The following is a 17,864-nucleotide window of genomic DNA, read 5'->3' as shown; positions in this document are numbered from 1 at the left end:
GCTGCCGGGTCCGACGGGTCGGGCGAGTCACCGTTCACCCGAGGACCGTTCCCGTCGTGTCGGTGGGCGGGCGCCGGCGGGAGAAAGAGCCGAGGTCGACGATCTGGCCGCTGTGTTCGCACCGGTGGCGGACCGGGTCCGTGTCGTGGTCGCGGCCCGCTTCCACCGCGTGCACCAAGGTGGCCATCAGGCGGCCGACGAGCGGGGCGTTCTTGAACTGGTTGCCGCTGGTGCCGATCGCGACGTAGAAGCCGTCGAGGTCGGTGCGGTCGTAGATGGGCGTCCAGTCGTCCGCCACGTCGTAGACGCCCGCGATGCCGCTGGGGCGGCTTGGCACGCGCAGTGCGGGCAGTCGGCGGGCGGCGCGGGTCACCTGGGTGCGGAAGCGGGACGCCGTGGCCCGCAGGTCGGCCTTGTCCGGCTCGTCGAGCCACTCCAGCGGGTCGCACTCCGGCTCGGTGCCGCCGACGAGCAGGAAGTCCTGGCCCTCGGGCCGCAGGTAGGTGCCCACGTCCAGGTCGGCGACGACCGGTCCGGAGCCGCCCGCCCGGTGGTAGCCGGGCGGAGCGGCCACCTGGTGGACCTCCTGGCGCATGGGCCGCACCTGGACGGTGAAGTCCGCGCCGACCCCCGCCAGCCGGTTGAGGGACCTGGACCAGGGTCCCGCGGCGTTGACCACGACGGGTGCGGAGAGCGTTGTGCCGTCGGAGAGTCGCACCCCGCGGACGCGGTCGCCGCTGCGGATGACGTCGGTGACCGCGGTGTGGAAGGAGAAACGAGTGCCGTGCTGGGCGGCGGCCGTGGCCAGGTTGAGGGCGGCCAGCTGCGGGTCGCTGACGTAGCCGCCGTCGGGTGTGTGCAGGGCGCCAAGGCGGGTTGCGGCGTCGGCGTAGAAGGCGTCGTCGCCCAAAACCTTGGGCGGCCAGTAGCGTCCGGGGTCCAGGGCGGGCAGGCGCCGGGCCAGGTCGGCCGCGTCCCACTCCTCGTACGGGACGCCGATCCGGTCGAAGAGGGCCGTGACGCGGTCGCGCGGTGCCGGCGGGGCGTCCAGGAAGACCACGCCCGTGCGGATATAGCCGGCCAGCCCGTCGTGGGCCGGGGATTGGAGGTGGTCGGCCCAGTTCTCCCAGCAGTGCTTGGACTCCCAGGCGGCCGCCACGCCGTCGAAGGTGGAGAAGTTGAAGCGGACGATCGCGCTCGAGGCGCTGGTCGAGCCTTGGCCCGCTCCCCCCGACTTGTCGACCACGGCCACGCGCAGCCCGGATCTGGCCAGTTCGAACGCCGTCGAGCAGCCGATCACTCCGCCGCCGACGACCACGGCATCCACGGTCTCAGCCACGACGGCCTCCCTTCGCGGGCACTGTCTCGGCCACCGCCTGCGCCACCCGCTGCCGCATGCGCGGCACGGGGACGGCGCCCGCGCCCAGCATGGCGTCGTGCACGAGGCGCGGGTCGGCGCCCGCGGCGGCCTCGCGCGCCTGCTGGAAGGCCAGGAAGCCGCTGCGGTAGGCCAGGGCCTGGGCGGGCAGGTCGGTGGCGTAGCGCAGGGTTTCGGTGGCGATCTGGCGTTCGCTGTCGAAGGTGTTGGCGCGCATGAACGTGCGGGCCTTCGCCAGATCCCAGGAGCCGAGGTTGAGGGCGGTGTCCACGACGAGCCGCTGTGCGGTGAAGCGTTCGTGCGCGAGGCGCCCGTAGGCGTCCCAGTCATCGGCGTACGCGCCCATCTCCCAGCCGAGGTGGGAGGCGTACTCGGCCCAGCCCTCGCTGAAGGCGACCAGTGGCGCGGTGCGCTGGAGTGGGTGCAGGGCGGTGTTCTCCGTCTGCAGGGCGAAATGGAAGTGGTGGCCGGGGACGAGTTCGTGCAGGATCAGCGCCGCGGAGGTGAGCAGGGAGCGGTCCTGGAGGCTGGAGCCGTTGAAGCGGTACAGGCCGACCGGCTGGGTGAGGCCGGGCTGCGCGTAGTAGCCGAAGGTCATGCCGTCTTCGTCGGCCTCGTCAAGGCGCTGGACGTCGTAGGCGGCGCGGGGCCGGGTGTGGAACAGCTTGTCGATGCCGGGTTCGGCGCGCGCGACGTGGCGGCGGTAGGTGGCCGCCACTTCCTCGGGGGTCGAGGCGTAGAGGTGCGTCTGCGCCGACAGCCACGCTCGCGCCTCGTCCTCGTCGCCGGGTCCGCCGAGCCTGGCCCGGATCTCGGCCATCCGCTCGGACAGCAGGGCGCACTGCGCGAGGCCCAGCCGGTGCAGCTCTTCGGGCCCGAGGTCGGAGGTGGTGTGCCGCTGGACCCAGAGCCGGTAGGCGGCCTCGCCGCCGGGCATGTGGGCCATGCCCACCGCCTCGCCCGCGGTCTCGGCCGAGGTGGCCATCTCGGCGGCCACCGCGGTCATCGCGGCGTCCACCGCCGGGCTGGCGAGCAGCGTGGACAGCTCCGCGGCAAGGGCCGCCCAGCTCCTGCGCGCGCCCTCGGCCGCGGGCCGGGGCAGCACGATGCCGCGTGCGCGCTGCTCGCGCAGCATGACGGCGGTGGAGCGTACGCGTCCGGCGAACTCGGCGGTGAGCCGGGCACGCTCGGTTCCCTCCAGCGGGGCAATGGCTGACCGGGCCACCATGGCGAACAGCAACAGCGCGTGGTAAGGCGCCGTCAGGTGCTCGTGCCACATCACCTGGGGCTGGTCGACCTCGTCGGTCAGCAGGGTGCGCAGGACCGATGCGAGATCGGCCTCGGCCTCGGGGACCTCGATCGCGTCGAGTCGGTCCAGCAGCCCGTCGGCCCTGGCGGCGCGGTCCCGCACCGCTGTCTCGCTCAGGGGCGCGAGCGATTGCGGGGCCTCGCCCGCCATCACCGCGTAGAGCGGGTCCTCCTGGATCAGCAGCGCCCGGTAGGCGTCCGCGATATCGGATGTCGCTGTCATCACAGGCTCCTTCGCCGGAGGGAACATTTCAGGACTCTAGGAGCCGCGGGGCGCTGCGGGACCGGAACGTCCGTCGGGTTCTGTGCGGTGACGGCGCAACAGACGTCGGCCCCGTTGCCCGCTGCCCGGTACTGGCCTACCGTGCGGCGATGGGCTCTGAACTGCAGCAGCTGGTCGACGCGTTGGGTGCCCGGCTCGGCCGGTCGATGGCCGTGGACGACGCGCGCATCCGGCTGCTGGCCTACAACGGGCACACCGGGGAGGTCGACGACGCACGCTTCGAGTCGATCATGCAGCGCGAGGTGTCGCCCGTCCTCGCGAACTACATCCACGCCCAGGGAGCGGCGAAGGCCACCGGCGTCTTCACCGTCGCACCGTGCCCGGAGATCGGCCTCACGGTGGAGCGCATCGGCATGCCCATCCGCTATGACGGCGCGCTCCTGGGGTACGTCTGGCTGATCGGTTCCGACGGCCCGGTCACGCCGCGGGACGCCGAGGTGCTGCGGGAGGCGGCGGGCCACGCCTCGCTGCTCCTCCACCGTGCCGCCCTGGCCGCCGAGGTCTCGCTCAGCCACGCCCGTGAACTGGTACGGGACTTGATCGCTCCGGACGATGCGGTACGGGTGCAGGCCACCGCCGCGCTCGTGGAGGAGGGCCACGCGGTCGCGGGACCGGTGGTCGCCCTGGTGGCGACGGTGGCGAGCGACGGCGGTGAGCCGCTGGCCGAGCGGCGGCGGCTGGCCCTGGATCTGGCGGTGGACCATACGCGCCGCCGGTTGCCGCCCTCGCGTGCGCTGGCGCTGACCCGGCCCGACCACGCGGTGCTGCTCACCCTGTGGCCGGGCGCGCGCTCCGACACCATCGAGCGCGACGCCGGCGAGCTGGCCCATGTGCTGCGCGAGAAGCTGGCGGCCGAGCTGAGCGCGGGCGGCGAGAGGCCGTGCTGGGTCGGGGTGGGTGGTGTACGCCGACGCCTCGTCGAGGCCCACGCCACCTACCGGGAGGCCCGCCGTGCCGTCGATGTCGCGCGGGTCACCGGGGTCCTCGGGCACGTGGCCGCCTATGCGCAACTGGGTGTGTACGCGCTGCTGGCGAAGCTGACGCCGGAGGAACTGGCCGAGGGCATCCACCCCGGGCTGCGCCGTCTGCTGACCGCCGGTCCCGGCGGCCGGGGGTTCGTCGAGACGCTCCGCGTCTATCTCGACCACGCCGGTGACGCCCAACGCGCGGCCGCCGCCCTGCATGTGCACCGCTCCACCCTCTACCAGCGCCTGCACCGCATCGAGGAGCTGACGGGTCTGCGCCTCGACCATGGTGACGACCGGCTGGCCGCCCATCTGGGCCTGAAGATGGCCCAGCTCAGCGTGCCGCTGCCGGCCGAGGGCGGAGATTTCGGTGCGTCGGGGTGAGAGGTCGGGGCGCGCCGCACGGCCGGTGCCGTCGTGATCACACTCCTGCCTCGGATGCGGGGGCCGCAGCGCCGATGTAGGCGCGGATCACGGCCTCGTCCCGGCGGATGTGTTCCGGGGTGCCGACCGCGATCAGCGCTCCCTCGTGGAGCACGTAGACGCGGTCGCAGATGTCCAGGACCAGGGCGAGGTCGTGTTCGATCAGGACGACGCCGATGCCTTGCGCCGCGACGGAGGTGAGGCGTGCGCCGAGGGCCCGGCTTTCGGCACTGTCGAGGCCGGCCGCGGGTTCGTCGCTGAGCACCACGCTGGGCCGGCCGGCGAGGGCCCGGGCGAGGCCGACGAGCTTGCGGTGGCCCGCACTGATCTGTGCCGGGCGCTTGGCGGCGAGGTCCTCGATGCCGAGCAGCCGCATCGCCCACGCGGCATCGGCATCGGCGGCTGCGCCGCGCGCGGGTGTGCCGGAGCGGCGTTCCGCGACGCGGACATTGTCGAAGACGTTCAGGTCGTCGAAGAGCTCCGCGGCCTGCCATGTTCTGCTCAGACCGGCACGGTGGCGGCGGTGCGGCCCGCTGCCGGTGAGGGCGTGATCTCCGAGTTCGACCGATCCCTCGCAGCGGGCGAAGCCGGTCAGCGCGTCGAGCAGGGAGGTCTTGCCCGCGCCGTTCGGGCCGATCAGCCCGACGATCTCGCCCGGGCAGACGTCGAGGGAGACCCCTTGGACCGCGACGACACCGCCGTAGCGGACGGTGATGTCGCGCGCCGTCAGGCGGACGCGCGCCGAGGGACGCACCTCCGTGTCGGGCAAAGTGATCGTCGGCTCGCTCTTCGGTGTGTTCGGGCGGAGTCTGCGGCGCAGTGCTTCGAGCGACACGCGGGTGCCTTCGCTGGCACCGTGGGGGTACTGGACGGCCATCGTGATCAGTCCGATGGCCGCGAGCGTCGTGTACACCGAGGCGAAGTCGCCCTGGGAGTGTGAGCTCCACAGGAAGTTGCCCCAGACGTAGAGCAGCCCGCCGGGGGCGATGGCACCGGCGTACAAAGCACCGCCGACCCCGGTGATGCCGCCGATGTAGGCGTAGACGAGCAGGGAGATGCCGACGAACACGTCGAAGGCACTGGCCGAGACGGCCTGGCCGTTGTAGGCGAGCAGTCCGCCGCCGATGCCCGCGATGAACCCGGAGACGGCAAGGGCCAGGGTCTTGGTGCGTACGACGTCGATGCCGACTCCGGCGGCGGCCCGCTCGTTGCCGCGCACCGCCAAAAACGTGCGGCCGACTCCGCTGCCGATGAGCCGGGCCACCGCGGCGCACACCACCGTCATCACCGCGAGCACGGCCAGGACGAAGGGCAGCCGTCCGATGTCCATGCCCGTCTGCGGGCCCAGGTCGAGCGGGCCGACGCGGGGCGGCTCGACGGTGCTCGACTGCGCGTTGTTGAGCACCAGTGACTGCACGGCGACGGCGCCCGCGAAGGTGATCACCGCCAGTTGTGCGCCCCGTACCCGCAGCGCGGGAAGGGTGATGACCACCGCGACGGCGGCCGACAGGAGGCCCGCGAGCACCAGGCCGACCGGGAACGGCCAGGTGTCCAGGTAGGTGGCCAGCGCGAACGCGGCGATGGCGGCGACGGCGAGCTGGCCGAGCGAGATCTGCCCGGTCAGTCCGACGAGCACGACCAGGGAGCAGGCGAGGACCGCGAACACCATGCTGGTGGTCAGGCCAAGGCGCAGGGTGGGAGTCAGGAAGCAGGCGAGGATGGCAAGGGCCGCGCCCACCACGGCGAGCGTGCGCGGCCGCATCGGCGGCGGCACCCTGGGCAGTGCGTCGAGCACGAGGCCCGCGCGGGTGGGCAGGGTGTGGCCGCGCAGCGCGAGCACGGCGATGACGACGAGAAGGGGCAGGGCGTCGGTGACGCCGGCGGTGGACAGCCACGACGGCCACCAGGTCTTCGTCGTGACGAACGAGAGCAGCCCCTGCGCCATGCCCAGGGCCAGGCCGGCCAGGGCGGCGGGCACCACGTGCACGAGGCGGCCGCAGAGCATGGCGGTGAGTCCGGGGGCGACGAGGAGGGCCACGGACAGCGGGTTCAGCGGGCTCACGGACGCGGCGGCGATCATCACCGCCGTCGTCAGGACGACTCCGGCCGTCACGTTGAGCGTCGCGAGCCACGTCGGTGACCAGCGGCTGAGGGTGAGCGCGGCCTCGTCCTCGCGCAGCGCCCTGGTCGCGAGGCCGACCGGTGTCCTGCGGTAGACCACGGCCATGCCGCCCGCGAGCACCAGCACCAGGCCCGCCATCCACAGCCGGTCCTCGGGGAAGTCGAGGCCAGCGAAGTGAATCTGCCGGCCGGTGAACAACGGCGGTACGGTACGGGAGCCGCTCCCGAAGCACCGCGTCAACAGCGTCTGGAACAGGGTCAGCAGACCCAGCGAGGCCACGATCTTGGCCACCAGGGGTGCCCGGCGCAGCGGGCGGAAGACCAGCAGGTGCATCCCCGCGCCGAGGGCGGCGGTCAGCAGCAGCGCGAGGAGCAGCGCCGCCCCTGTCTGCCGCGGGCCGCCCAGCGGGATGTGGGGGTCCACCAGGACGACCGGCACCACCAGGTCGCCGGTCCGGCGCAGTTCGTCGTAGGCGAAGGCGCCCCAGAGCGCCACTGGGGCGTGGGCGAAGTTGATGACGCCGGTGCCCTTGTAGGTCATCACCAGGCCCATGCCCAGTGCGGCGGCCACAGCGCCCGCGCCGAGGCCGAGGACGGCGAAGACGAGGTACTGGTCCACGGCGGCCTACTTCCTGTCGAGGAGCGTGCCGAGGTGGAGTGGTCTGCCGCCGACGAGGGTCTGGGTGCCGTCGGCGCGGGTCTCCAGGACGATGATGTCTTGGCCGCAGTTGGCTCCGGGCATCAGCTTCGCCGTGCAGTCCTTCGCTGTGCCGAGGACCTGGCGTCCCTTGTACGAGGCCATCGCCTCGCCGATTGATTCTTGCGTGATGTCGCCGTCGATGCCCTTGAGGATGCGGGCGAAGGTCATCACGGTGGAGTAGCCGTACGCCGCGTGGGCGGACTCCAGGTGCTTCTGTGCTCCCGCGGCTTTCGCGGCGGCCTCGTAGGTGTCGAACTCCCGCTTGAGGCGGCCGTCGTACTGCTCGGCCGCGGCGCGCGCGCTCAGGGGGAAGAGCGCCGGTGTGGTCTTGACGCCCGCGGCCTGCGGCCCGAGCGCCTTGATGAACTGGGTGCACTCTGCGGCGATCAGTTCGCCCTTCCAGTTCAGCGACTTGGCCGTGCGGATGGCGTTGGTGCAGTCGTTCTCGCCGAACGAGAAGATGAGTCCGTCCGCGTGGGTGGTCCTGGCGGCGTTGACGGCGGCGGTGACGTCGGGGTTGGCCGGTGCGACCAGCGACAGGGTGAGCCGCACGTCCGATGTCGCCGCGCTGGTCCTGATCCCGTCGAACGCCTTCTTGATGCCGGGTCCGGCGTTGGGCAGCACGAAGACGCCCTTGCTGACCCCCATCCGCTTGTGCAGGGGGCCGGTCACCGCGATGGCCGCGGCGGGCGGTGTGGCCAGAATGGTGTTGGCCGGGTCGCCGGTGACCGCCGCTGTTCCCGCGGTGCCGAAGACGCGCAGTCCGGCCCTCTTGAAGAGCGGCTGTGCGGAGTCCAGCCCGGCGTCGTTGCCGTTGAGGACGGTCAGGACCTTCTTGCCGATGAGTTCGCCGGCGCACTTCGTGGAGGTGGCCGGGGTGCCGTCGGTCGCGCACGTCTCCAGCTTCAGGGGGCGCCCGCCGATGCCGCCGTGGCCGTTGACCCAGTCCGCCGCGGCCTTGGCCGTGGCGGTGATCTCGGGCCGTGCGACGTTGCCGCTGTCGGTGTTCACGAAGCCGACGGAGATCGGTTCACCGGTCGCCTTGTCGGGCCCGTTCGCGCCGCCTGTTGCCGGCTCGGAGCCGCCGCAGCCGGCGAGGAGCACCGTGGCCGCGGCGAGCACGAGGGCGGCCCGTCCCCTTCTTTGCGCATGTGTTCCCATGGTCAACGTCCTCCTGGCGCTCGGCCGGTGCGGGGTAGCGGTTCCCGGCCATGAAAGTGGCAGGCCCCTCTCTTCGGCCCCCGACAGAAGTCGGGCATCGACCGGCGCATCCGCGACGGACGACGGATCGCGGTCCCCGCGCCGTCGGCGGTTGTCGTCCGGCCACGCCGAAACGCGCGACATCCGTCGCTCGCCGGGCCGCGGCGCGTCCCGCACGCTGGTATCTGCACCTACCGTGCGGGCACGCGGCCGACGGCTGCACTGGTCCTGGCGTGCTCCGCCCGAAGTTCACCCAGCCCAGCAGGAGGCTCGATGATCACGTTGCGATGCGGCCGGAAGGTCCAGTTCGAGGAGTACGGCGATCCCGCGGGCACTCCCGCGCTCTGGTTCCACGGAGCGGCGTCCAGCAGGCTGGAGGGCGGATTCCTCGACGCGCCCGCCCGCGAGTGCGGGCTGCGCCTGATCTCCCTCGACCGCCCCGGTGTGGGCGGTTCGGACCCACTGCCCGGCCGGACCGTCACCGACTACGCCGATGACGTGGCCGAGGTGCTCGACACCCTCGGACTCGAACAGACGGCGGTGGGCGGGCTGAGCAACGGCGGCATGTACGCCATGGCCATCGCCTCCCGCCTCCCCGACCGCGTGGTGCGCGTGGTCCCGCTCAACCCGACGACGCCGGTGGCCGACAGTGCGGCGAGGGCGGCACTGGCCCGCAAGGGACGCTTGGCCTACGCGCTCATGAAGCGCAACCCGGAGCTGGCGGTCAAGGGGGCGGCCAGGACGGCGTCGCCGGGCAGGTTCACGGCGGCTCTCGTCCGTTTCACCAGTCCGGACTCCCCCTGGCTGGAAGATCCGGTCAGGGCCGCCGCCTGGGCGGCGAACACCGCGGAGGTGGGCCGCCAGCCGGACAACGGCTACCTGACTCTGGAATGCACCCAGGCCACCGCTCCGTGGGGCTTCGACCACCGGGCCGTCTCCCAGCCCGTCGCGCTGGTAAGCGGTCACAAGGACTCCGGTCTCGGCTACGCGAGAGTCTGGGCGCGGGAGCTGCCGCAGGGACGCCTGGTCGTCCTGCCCGGCGGACACACCAACATCCTCGCCCCGACCGTCGCCCGCAGGGTCGTCGAGCTGCTGTGCGGCCGCCCGTGAGGTGGCGCGCCACCCGCTGGGCACGGGGCGCATGACGAGTGCGGGCCCGGACCGTCGGTGACGGTCCGGGCCCGCGGGGCTTGAGTGCTCAGTATCCGTTCGCCTGCCCCTCCCGCCGCGGGCCCGTGCACGCGGCGAGTGTTCCGTCGTCGGAGCGCCAGGCCATCTGGTAGGTGCCCATGTGGTAGTCGTAGGCGGGCAGCGGGTTGGCAAGGACGCCCAGTCGCGCCAGCCCTTCGCCGACTCCGGGGGCGAGCCGCGCCTCCACCGAGATCGTGTGGTCCTGCGCGTACGGCAGGCAGCGCGGGGCGTCGTCGGCGGCGTAGGGGTCCATCCCGTAGTCGAGGATGTTGGAGAGCACCTGCGGCACCGTGCAGTGGACGTTGCCGGGCGATCCGAGGGACAGCCACGGTGTGCCGTCGCGCAGCACCATGGTGTTCGACAGCGTCGAGCGCATGCGCCCGCCGCCCGTCGCCCAGCCCTCGAACGGCGAGTCGAGCCCGTTCATCCAGTGGCTGCCGACCATCGGTACGCCTCCGACGACCTCGCCGGGGATGCCGCCGCTCTGCAGCGTGTTCATGATCTGCACCCAGTTGCCGCGCTCGTCGACGATCGCCAGCTCGCAGCTGCCCGCGGGCTGCTTCGATGCCCCCGACGCGGCCATCGCCGGTATGCCGCGGGTGAGGCGCACATGCTCGGTGAGGTCGACCTTGGCCTTGGCGTTGCGCAGGACCGCGGCGAACCCCTTGATCATCTCACGTGCGGTCAGGGCTTCGGTCGGGTCGTCGAACAGCAGGGGGTCGTTGAGCAGCCCGGTCTCGGCGGCGGCGCGGCGCAGCGCGTGGGCGAGGTAGTACAGCGCTTCCGCGTTCTGCGACCAGTGGCCGATCGAGGGGACGTCGAGCTCGTCCAGGATGCCGAGCACGATCTGGCAGAAGACGCCTTGCCGCTCGGGGACGGACTGCTGCACCACGGTGTGGCCCTTGTGCTCCCAGCGGTGCCCGGCCGCCCAGCGCGGCGGGATCGCGGTCAGGTGCTCCAGCTTCACCGGCCAGCCCAGGTCATTGCCGCGGCGCACGAAGTCCTGTGCCCACGTGCCGGTCAGGAAGTGATCCGGCCCTTCGGCGGCGAGAGCGCGCATCGTCCGGGCGAGTTCGGCCGATGCCCAGCGGTCGCCGACCTGCGGCAGGTGCCCGTCCGGTGTGAAGTGCTCGCGGCCGGACTCGGTGTAGAGGAAGAAGTCGGCCGTCTGCGCCAGCACCAGGTGCTCGAACGACGTGACGACATGGCCTTCCTCGGCCCAGTGGACGGCGGGCGCGCAGAGCTTGTCCCAGGGCTGGGTCGCGAAGCGCTCGTACAGCGCCTTCATGCCGGGCATGAATCCGGGCACGACGGCCCGCGGGGTGCCCGGCACCTGCGCGTACAGGCCCTTGCCCGCGGGGACGGGAGCGAACGGGGCGAGGCCGGGGACGATGGTGCCCATGCTGTTCAGCTCGGCGATCTCGCCGGTCGCGGCGTCGTGCACGAGCGCGGTGACCGTGCCCGTGTGGTTCGTCATGTCCTGCTGGACGACCGCCTGGACCAGGCAGCCCGCGATCGCCGCGTCGACGGCGTTGCCGCCGGCGCGCAGGGTGTCGAGCATCGTCTCGGTGACCACGGTGTGCTGGCTGGAGGCGACGGCGCGCTTGCCGGTGACGGGTGTCTTGGGGCCCACCCGGCCGAGGTCGTGCACGGAGGTGAAGCTGGTCATGGTCCTCCTCAGATGGCGTCGGCCCGCGGCAGCAGGTGCTCGACGAAGTAGTCCCACATGACGGTCCTGGTGTAGGGCGTCGTCACGGAGTAGTGGTCGCCGCCCGGCCAGACCTTGAGGTCGAAGGGCAGGTCCGCCGCCATCAGGCTGCGGATGAGGGCGAAGGTGTGGTCCATGGTGGCGTTCGCGTCGTGGTCGGCGGTGAGCAGGAGGAGCTTGCCGCGCAGGCGGTCGGCGAGGTGCAGGTTGCCGAGGTCGCGCAGGGCGGCGGGGTCGTGCTCCTCGTGGTCGCCGAGGAACCAGTTCCAGCTTCCCTTGGCCATCTTCGGCGCGTCGTGCACCCCGCAGGAGCTGACGGCGACCTTGAAGACGTCGGGGAAGTACAGCATCGAGCGCACCGAGTTGTAGCCGCCGTAGGAGTGCCCGGTGACGCCCACGCGGTCGAGGTCGAGCGGGTACCGCTCGGCCAGCGCGCGCAGCGCGGTCACATGGTCGGCGAGGCCGCGCGGTTCGGCGGGCGCGCCATGGGTGTACTGGCGGAAGGCGCGGTCGCGGCCCGGGGTGCCGCGGCCGTCCATGACGAGGGTGGCGAAGCCGAGCGCCGCGTAGGCCGCGCCCTGCTGCTGCCAGGAGGAGTTGCTGCCCCCGCTGAGCCAGCCGGTCGGCTGTGCGACGACCTGGTAGCCCGCGTACATCAGGTCGATCACCGGCACCCGGGTGTCCGGCGGGATGCCGGCGGGCAGGGTGAGCAGGCCCCAGAGCCGGCTCTCGCCGTCGTCGGCGGTGACGTGGAACTGCTGGGGGACGGTGTACCCGGCATCGAGCAGGGCGGTGACGTCGGTGCGCTCCAGTCGGCCCGCCACCGTCCCGTCCCGGGTGTCGCGCAGCAGGATTCGCGGGGGGTCGGACACCGTGGAGACCCGGTCGACGAACCAGCGTCCGCTGGGGCTGAGCGAACTGGTGGCGGTGGCGCCGAAGAGGGTGGCGAGGAGCTGCGGCACGGGTGTGATCAGCTCGTGGTCGGCGGGTTCGGGGGTCAGCAGCACCTGGCCGCCGCCGTCCAGGTCGGCCCGGTAGACCTTGCGCCAGTAGGGGTTGTCGCCGTTGTCGCCGCAGCCCGCGGTGAACACGATCTCGCGGCGCTGCTCGTCCACGTGCAGGATGTCGCGCACGACGAGGTCGCCGCTGGTGATCGGGGAGAGCCGCGCGCCGGTCGTGAGGTCGTGGCGGTAGAGGTGGCCGAAGCCGTCGGCCTGCGAGAACCAGATGACCTCCTCCGACTTCGGCAGGACCCGGATCAGGGGCAGGCAGTACAGGTGGGTGTTGGGCTCGTAGATCGGGTGGGCCGTCTCGGAGAGCATCACCCGCCGCTCGCCGGTCTTGACGTCGACGCCCACCAGCGAGGCGGTGGGTGACCCGGCGCTGTGCCGGAGCAGGTACACCGTCTGCTCGTCCGAGGACCAGGTGACGGTGGCGGGGCCATTGGTCATGACGTTGGCGAGCAGGTCGTCGTCGGCGGTGACCACGGTGCGGGAGCCGGTCTCCAGGTCGATGAAGGCCAGTTCGGCCGTGCCGGTCCGCTCCTCGTCCTCGTGGAGGTAGCGGAAGGGCCGCAGCTTCGGCCGCGCCCGGTCGGGCGGGAGCTGGTCGACGAAGGGGTGCTCGGGTACGTCGCGTTCGTCGACCCGCAGGGCCATCACGAGCCGTCCCGAGGGCGAGAAGCAGGCCAGGGCGGGTGGCAGGGGGCGGTCGCCGCGGGCCAGCGGCAGCATGGCGTGGGTGTAGTCGGGCACCGCGCCCCAGGCGTGGAACGGCTCGCCGTCGGTGGTCAGCGGCCGTTCCATGCCGGTCGTGGTCTCGCGCAGCCACAGGTCGTGGTCGCGGAGGAACAGCACGCGCGTGCCGTCGGGGCCCGGCAGCACGGCGGGGTCCGGGCCGGGGGCGGTGGTGTCGCCTGCCGGGCTCAGCAGTGCGGTGCGGCCGTCGAGCAGGCCGACGCGGACGCGGTCCCCCGCGGACTCGTACAGGACCACCGGTGTGGCTTCGAGGTCGACGGGTCCTTCGAGGACGGCGGCGAGCCGGGCGGTGATCGCGGCCTGGTCGAAGAGTGGTTCGCGGTGGAAGCCTTCGGGGTCGACGAGGACGTACTCGTGGCCGCCGCCGTCGGCGTCGCGGCGGTACCAGAAGCGGTCGCCCTCTCCGGTCCAGTGCGGCACGACGGTGTTGTTCCGCATCAGCCCGAGGAGCTTCTCCGGTACGAGGGCGTGTGCTCTGCGGTAGGCCTCCGACAGGTCGGACGGCGGGTACGGCATGGTCACCTCCGGGGGTGGAAAATCGACGGCCGGGCTTCGGTGGGTCAGCGGCGGTCCTTCACGATGCGGCCGGCCTGCACCACGAGGGGGATGCGTTCGGGGTCGTCGAAGGCCGACGGGTCGGCCAGCGGGTCGGCGGAGAACACCGTGAGGTCGGCGATCCTGCCGGGCTCGACGGTGCCGACCTCGTCGTCGATGCGCAGGACGCGGGCGTTGTCCCGGGTGGCGGACACCAGCGCCCGCATGGGTGTCTCGATCTTGGAGCGGAGTACCAGTTCGTTGCCGCGATGCTCCTGCCGCGGGCCGATGAGGTCGGAGCCGGAGCCGATCAGGACCCCGGCAGCGCGGCCGGCGAGGATCGCCCGGCGCTGGCCCTCCAGTGCGTCACCGACGCGTTCGCCGATGTGCGCGGGCAGGCCCGCCTCGGTGGCGTCGGCCAGCAGCGCGTGACAGACCGACAGCGTCGGTACGTGGGCGACTCCGCGGGCCGCCATCAGCGCCGCCATCTCCTCGTCGATGCCCGTGCCGTGCTCGACGCAGGTGGCACCGGCCTCGACGGCGGTGCGAAGCCCCCGGTTGTTGTGCGCGTGCACGGTCACATAGGTGCTGCGCGCGGCGGCTTCGGCGACGGCCGCGGCGATCTCGTCGTGGCCGAACTGCGTGTCGGTGAGGTCGTCGTAGTGCGAGACCACTCCCCCGGTCACGCACATCTTCAAGAAGCCCGCCCCGCGGCGGAAGGCCTCGCGGGCGCTCTTGCGTACCTCGTCGGGTCCGTCGCACACCAGTGACTGCGCGGCGAGACCGGGCAGATGGTGGGAGCTCCAGGCGGCCGGGTCCTCCCATGCCGCGCCGAGATAGCCGTGCCCGCCGGTCTGGGCGAGCAGTGGCCCGCAGTGCAGGATGCGCGGCCCGGGGACCTTGCCGCCGGCCACGACGTCGGCGATGCCGCGGTCGACGCCGCCGGTGTCGCGCACCGTGGTGAACCCCGATTCCAGCGTCTGCCGGCAGTTGGCGAACATGTCCGCGGCCAGTTCGGCGGCGGACAGCTCGAAGGTGCCCGCGCGGCCGAGGTCGCTGGACAGGCCCAGGTGTACGTGTGCGTCGATGAGGCCGGGGGTGAGCACCAGACCGGTGAGGTCGACGACCTCCGCGCCGGGCGGCGGCGCGCCGCCGAGGGCCACGATCCGCCCGTTCTCGATGTGCACGTTCTGGCCGGGCACGGGATCGGAGCCCGTGCCGTCGACAACGGTCGCCCCGGTCAGCCACATATGACGCCACTCCTTCGTGCCGCTTCGCCGCGCACCTCTCACTCTGCTGCGCTCCGGCGACCGGGGACCAGCGGCAATCGTCGCGCGCCCCACCGGGCGTGACGCGACATCCGTCGACACGGGCGATGTCTGGACCCTGCACGTATCACCGGCTCACAGGGAACCCTTTCGCTCACCGGGGTCTCTACGTATCTGTATGGCTGTTCCCCATGAAAGGAGTTGTTCCGCATGGCGCGTCGCATTCGCGTAATGCTGCTGACCGCCCTGGCGCTGGTCGTGAGTTCGGTGATGGCGTCCGCTCCGGCCTCCGCCGTCATCGGCGGATCGAAGAGCACCTACGGCCCCTGGGCCGTGCGCATGCTCGTCGACGGCGAACCGGCGTGCACCGGGACGGCGGTCGCCCGCCAGTGGATCCTCACCGCCTCGCACTGCTTCTACGAGCAGGCCGAGCCGGTCCCCGACAAGCGGATCTCCTTCCGGGTGGGCAACCTCGACATGCGCCGGGGCAAGACGGTGCACCCCATCCCCCGCAAGCGCGTGGGCAGCGCGCACGCCGACATGATGCTCATCAAGGTCGACCCGATGAACGTCAGGACGGCACGCCTGTCCAGCATCTTTCCCGGCGCGGTCGAGGAGTGGGCCGTCTGCGTCATGAGCTCAGCTTAGACGATTCGCTCAATAATCGATTATTCACGCTACCGTCGATTCTGAGATGGATGAGGACGTCCTCGTCCGCGAAGAAGGCACTGCTGCGTCCGCCAACGGATTTCCGCCACCGGCGTCACCGCCGACGCCACACCGGCCCGACAGCGCCACCCGGCTCCCGGAGACATTATGCCCCTGCACCTCGAAGCCCTGTCCGACTCCGCTCCTGCCGGCGGCCTGCCCGGCCTGGCCGCCGTCCGCGAGGTCGGCCGCGCCGTCAGCGCCGCCCACCTGTTCATCTACCTCGTCCCCGAAACCGCCCAGGCGGCGGCCGAGCTCGGTGTGACCGGCCGCGGGCCGGCCTACCTGGCCTTCAGGTCGGCCGCGATGAGCGCCGTCCCCTGGCAGGTGACGCTTGCGGCCTTCTACAACTTCAGCCCGCGGGCGGTGCGGACCATGGAGGGCGTGTGGGACGCCGCGCCGCCCGAGCGGTGGCAGGCCGCCCGCTTCGCCGCCGCCGCCGGACGGGCGATGCGGCGTGTCGGGCCTGCACCTCACGGACGACCACCTCGCCGAGGCGCGCGCTCATAGACCCGGCCGTCACCGAGGCCGACTACGCCGGCAAGGTGCTCGCCGCCGCGAACGCCTCGGTCGCGCTGCCCGCCGACCCGCTCGTCGCCGGCCTCGGGCTGTGCGACTGCCTGGTCCTGCACACCGCGAGCGGGGGCCTTCCGGCGCCTCTCGCGCGGGCCACCCGCCAGTGGGACGACGAGGAGTGGGACGCGGCGACGGAGCGCCTCGTCGCGCGGGGCTGGCTCGATTCCCACGGCGTGGTCACCGATGCCGGCCGTGCGGTGCGCGAGCGCATCGAGGCCGAGACGGACCAGCACTGTGCCGCGCTGTGGGCGCCCATCGGCGGCGCGGGCGCCCGCCGCTTCGCCTCGCTCATCGCCCCGAACTCCGAGACGTTCACCGCGGCGGGCACATTCGACGCCGTCCGGTGACGCAAGTCCTCATCGCGTGCGTGCGCGGGGCGTTGATGTCCGACACCGGTTGCGTCCCGGCCGGGTGATGGCCGACACCCGTCGGGGGCCCGTGGCCGGGCATCGCCGCTTACATGGTCGTGAAACCGACCTCGCGGGCTGATGGCCAGGAGGGCACGATCATGAGAACACCCCCTGCGAAAAGCGGAAGGGCCCTCCTCGCGGTCATCGCGGCGATGGCCGTGCTCGCCGGCTGCGGTGGCTCCGACGCGGCGACGGGCGCGGCGCGTGGGCCCGATCCGGCGACGGGAGAACCGATCTCCGTAGGCTTCCTCAGCTCCGACAGCGGCCATTTCGGCCAGCCCGCGGTCTCCGCGATGGCCAGGGCCGCGGCGGAGTGGATCAATGGCCGCGGGGGCATCGGCGGGCGTCCGCTCAAGCTTGAGGTGTGCTCGACCGACGGCACCCCGGCATCCTCGACGAAGTGCGCGACCGACCTCGTGGGCAAGAAGGTGCTGACCGTGCTCAACGGGAACGACGGCGGTCTGGACGCGGCACAGCCGATCCTCGCCGAGGCAGGGATACACATCTTCGGCAGCACGGGTACGCCACTGGTCAGCGCCGACCCCGGCAACACGGTCATGGGGACACCGCCCGCGGTGCAGCTGGCGGCGAACGGCCCCGTCCAGAAGCTGATGGGCATCCGCAAGGCCGTGTTCGTACTGCCGAACATCGGGTCCGAGATCAAGCGGGCCTTCGACGGGATCAAGGACGCTGCCGCCGCCTTCGGTGTCCGCCTCACCCTCTCGCTCGTCGCCCCGGCCAACCCGGACATCACCGCCGCCGTGAACGCCGCCAAGGCCACTGACGCGGACGGCCTGGTCTTCTCATTCACGGAGAGCGACTGCACCAACGCCATCGGGACGGCCAGGGCACTCAAGTGGGCCGGAAGCATCGTCGGCAGCAACTGCACCAGGTTCATCAAGGACCTCGGGCCGCAGGCCGCCGGGGTCAAGACCATGTCCTCGCTCTTCCCCTTCGGCTCGCGTGCCTCGGCGGAGAAGTACGACAGCCGGTTGAAGGCCGAGTTCGACGACTACGAGGCGGCCGCCGAGGCCGCTGGGGCGAGGAAGTACCTCGACGACGGGTTCGCGACGTCCGGCTACTCCACCGTCATGACGTTCGCCAAGATCCTGCGGACCATCGACGGAAGGGTCACCCGCGCCTCCGCCGCCCGGGCCATGGCCTCGTTCAAGGGGCGGCAGGTCCTGGGTACGCCGCAGAACTGCGCGGCGAAGCTGCTGCCCGGTGCGAACTGCGGGCGTCACCTGATCGCCCTGGAGGCCCACGCCGACGGCACCCAGACCCTCGTGGGCGGCAAGCCCCTTGATGTCGGCGCGCTCATGGGCGGGAGGTGA

Annotated in this window: 10 protein-coding genes and 2 pseudogenes; 5 read left to right on the top strand and 7 right to left on the bottom strand. The window is 72.1% G+C overall.

The genetic code is table 11. The annotated features are described in order from the left end of the window. Positions 1-34: 34 nt before the first annotated feature. The gene (locus AB8Z36_RS01295; RefSeq protein WP_369211289.1) at positions 35-1,339 is read right to left on the bottom strand and encodes an NAD(P)/FAD-dependent oxidoreductase; all 1,305 of its coding nucleotides are present in this window, start codon (positions 1,337-1,339) and stop codon (positions 35-37) included. Further along, positions 1,332-2,909, bottom strand: a complete 1,578-nt coding sequence (locus tag AB8Z36_RS01290; protein ID WP_369211288.1) for a DUF885 domain-containing protein — start codon at positions 2,907-2,909, stop codon at positions 1,332-1,334. Before AB8Z36_RS01290 ends, AB8Z36_RS01295 begins: the two co-directional genes overlap by 8 nt. A 149-nt stretch (positions 2,910-3,058) precedes the next feature. On the opposite strand from AB8Z36_RS01290, the gene AB8Z36_RS01285 reads away from it, so the two are divergent. After that, positions 3,059-4,318: a helix-turn-helix domain-containing protein gene (locus AB8Z36_RS01285; RefSeq protein ID WP_369211287.1), complete on the top strand. Its 1,260-nt coding sequence runs from the start codon at positions 3,059-3,061 to the stop codon at positions 4,316-4,318. A 37-nt stretch (positions 4,319-4,355) separates the two neighbouring features. On the opposite strand, the gene AB8Z36_RS01280 is transcribed toward AB8Z36_RS01285, so the two are convergent. Both AB8Z36_RS01280 and AB8Z36_RS01275 read right to left on the bottom strand, forming a co-directional pair. After that, positions 4,356-7,097 (bottom strand): ABC transporter permease subunit, encoded by a 2,742-nt coding sequence (locus AB8Z36_RS01280; protein ID WP_369211286.1) that lies wholly within the window; start codon positions 7,095-7,097, stop codon positions 4,356-4,358. 6 nt (positions 7,098-7,103) lie between these two features. Then, complete coding sequence (locus AB8Z36_RS01275) at positions 7,104-8,339, bottom strand: ABC transporter substrate-binding protein (protein ID WP_369211285.1); 1,236 nt, start codon at positions 8,337-8,339, stop codon at positions 7,104-7,106. 312 nt (positions 8,340-8,651) lie between these two features. Here AB8Z36_RS01275 and AB8Z36_RS01270 point away from each other — a divergent pair, with 312 nt between their 5' ends. Continuing rightward, positions 8,652-9,488: an alpha/beta fold hydrolase gene (locus AB8Z36_RS01270; RefSeq protein WP_369211284.1), complete on the top strand. Its 837-nt coding sequence runs from the start codon at positions 8,652-8,654 to the stop codon at positions 9,486-9,488. 88 nt (positions 9,489-9,576) lie between these two features. On the opposite strand, the gene AB8Z36_RS01265 is transcribed toward AB8Z36_RS01270, so the two are convergent. Genes AB8Z36_RS01265 through AB8Z36_RS01255 form a run of 3 tightly spaced genes read right to left on the bottom strand, consistent with a single transcriptional unit; the run spans position 9,577 to position 14,818 of the window. Next, positions 9,577-11,238, bottom strand: a complete 1,662-nt coding sequence (locus AB8Z36_RS01265; RefSeq protein ID WP_369211283.1) for a gamma-glutamyltransferase — start codon at positions 11,236-11,238, stop codon at positions 9,577-9,579. Positions 11,239-11,246: 8 nt separating this feature from the next. Then, on the bottom strand, positions 11,247-13,550 hold the full coding sequence (locus tag AB8Z36_RS01260; RefSeq protein ID WP_369211282.1) for a S9 family peptidase: 2,304 nt from the start codon (positions 13,548-13,550) through the stop codon (positions 11,247-11,249). Positions 13,551-13,594: 44 nt separating this feature from the next. Beyond that, complete coding sequence (locus tag AB8Z36_RS01255; protein ID WP_369211281.1) at positions 13,595-14,818, bottom strand: metal-dependent hydrolase family protein; 1,224 nt, start codon at positions 14,816-14,818, stop codon at positions 13,595-13,597. A gap of 228 nt (positions 14,819-15,046) precedes the next feature. Between AB8Z36_RS01255 and AB8Z36_RS01250 the strand changes: the two are divergent. From AB8Z36_RS01250 to AB8Z36_RS01235, 3 genes and pseudogenes are all read left to right on the top strand, one after another. After that, a pseudogene (locus tag AB8Z36_RS01250) lies at positions 15,047-15,430 on the top strand (trypsin-like serine protease); the annotation flags it as partial. Positions 15,431-15,658: 228 nt separating this feature from the next. Beyond that, positions 15,659-16,467, top strand: a pseudogene (locus AB8Z36_RS42250) (helix-turn-helix domain-containing protein). Positions 16,468-16,628: 161 nt separating this feature from the next. After that, positions 16,629-17,864: an ABC transporter substrate-binding protein gene (locus AB8Z36_RS01235; protein ID WP_369211278.1), complete on the top strand. Its 1,236-nt coding sequence runs from the start codon at positions 16,629-16,631 to the stop codon at positions 17,862-17,864.

This window comes from Streptomyces flavofungini (assembly GCF_041028215.1).
Lineage (GTDB): Bacteria > Actinomycetota > Actinomycetes > Streptomycetales > Streptomycetaceae > Streptomyces > Streptomyces flavofungini_B.
Note: the sequence above shows the minus strand (reverse complement) of the source record. Positions and strands in the feature narration are given on the sequence as shown.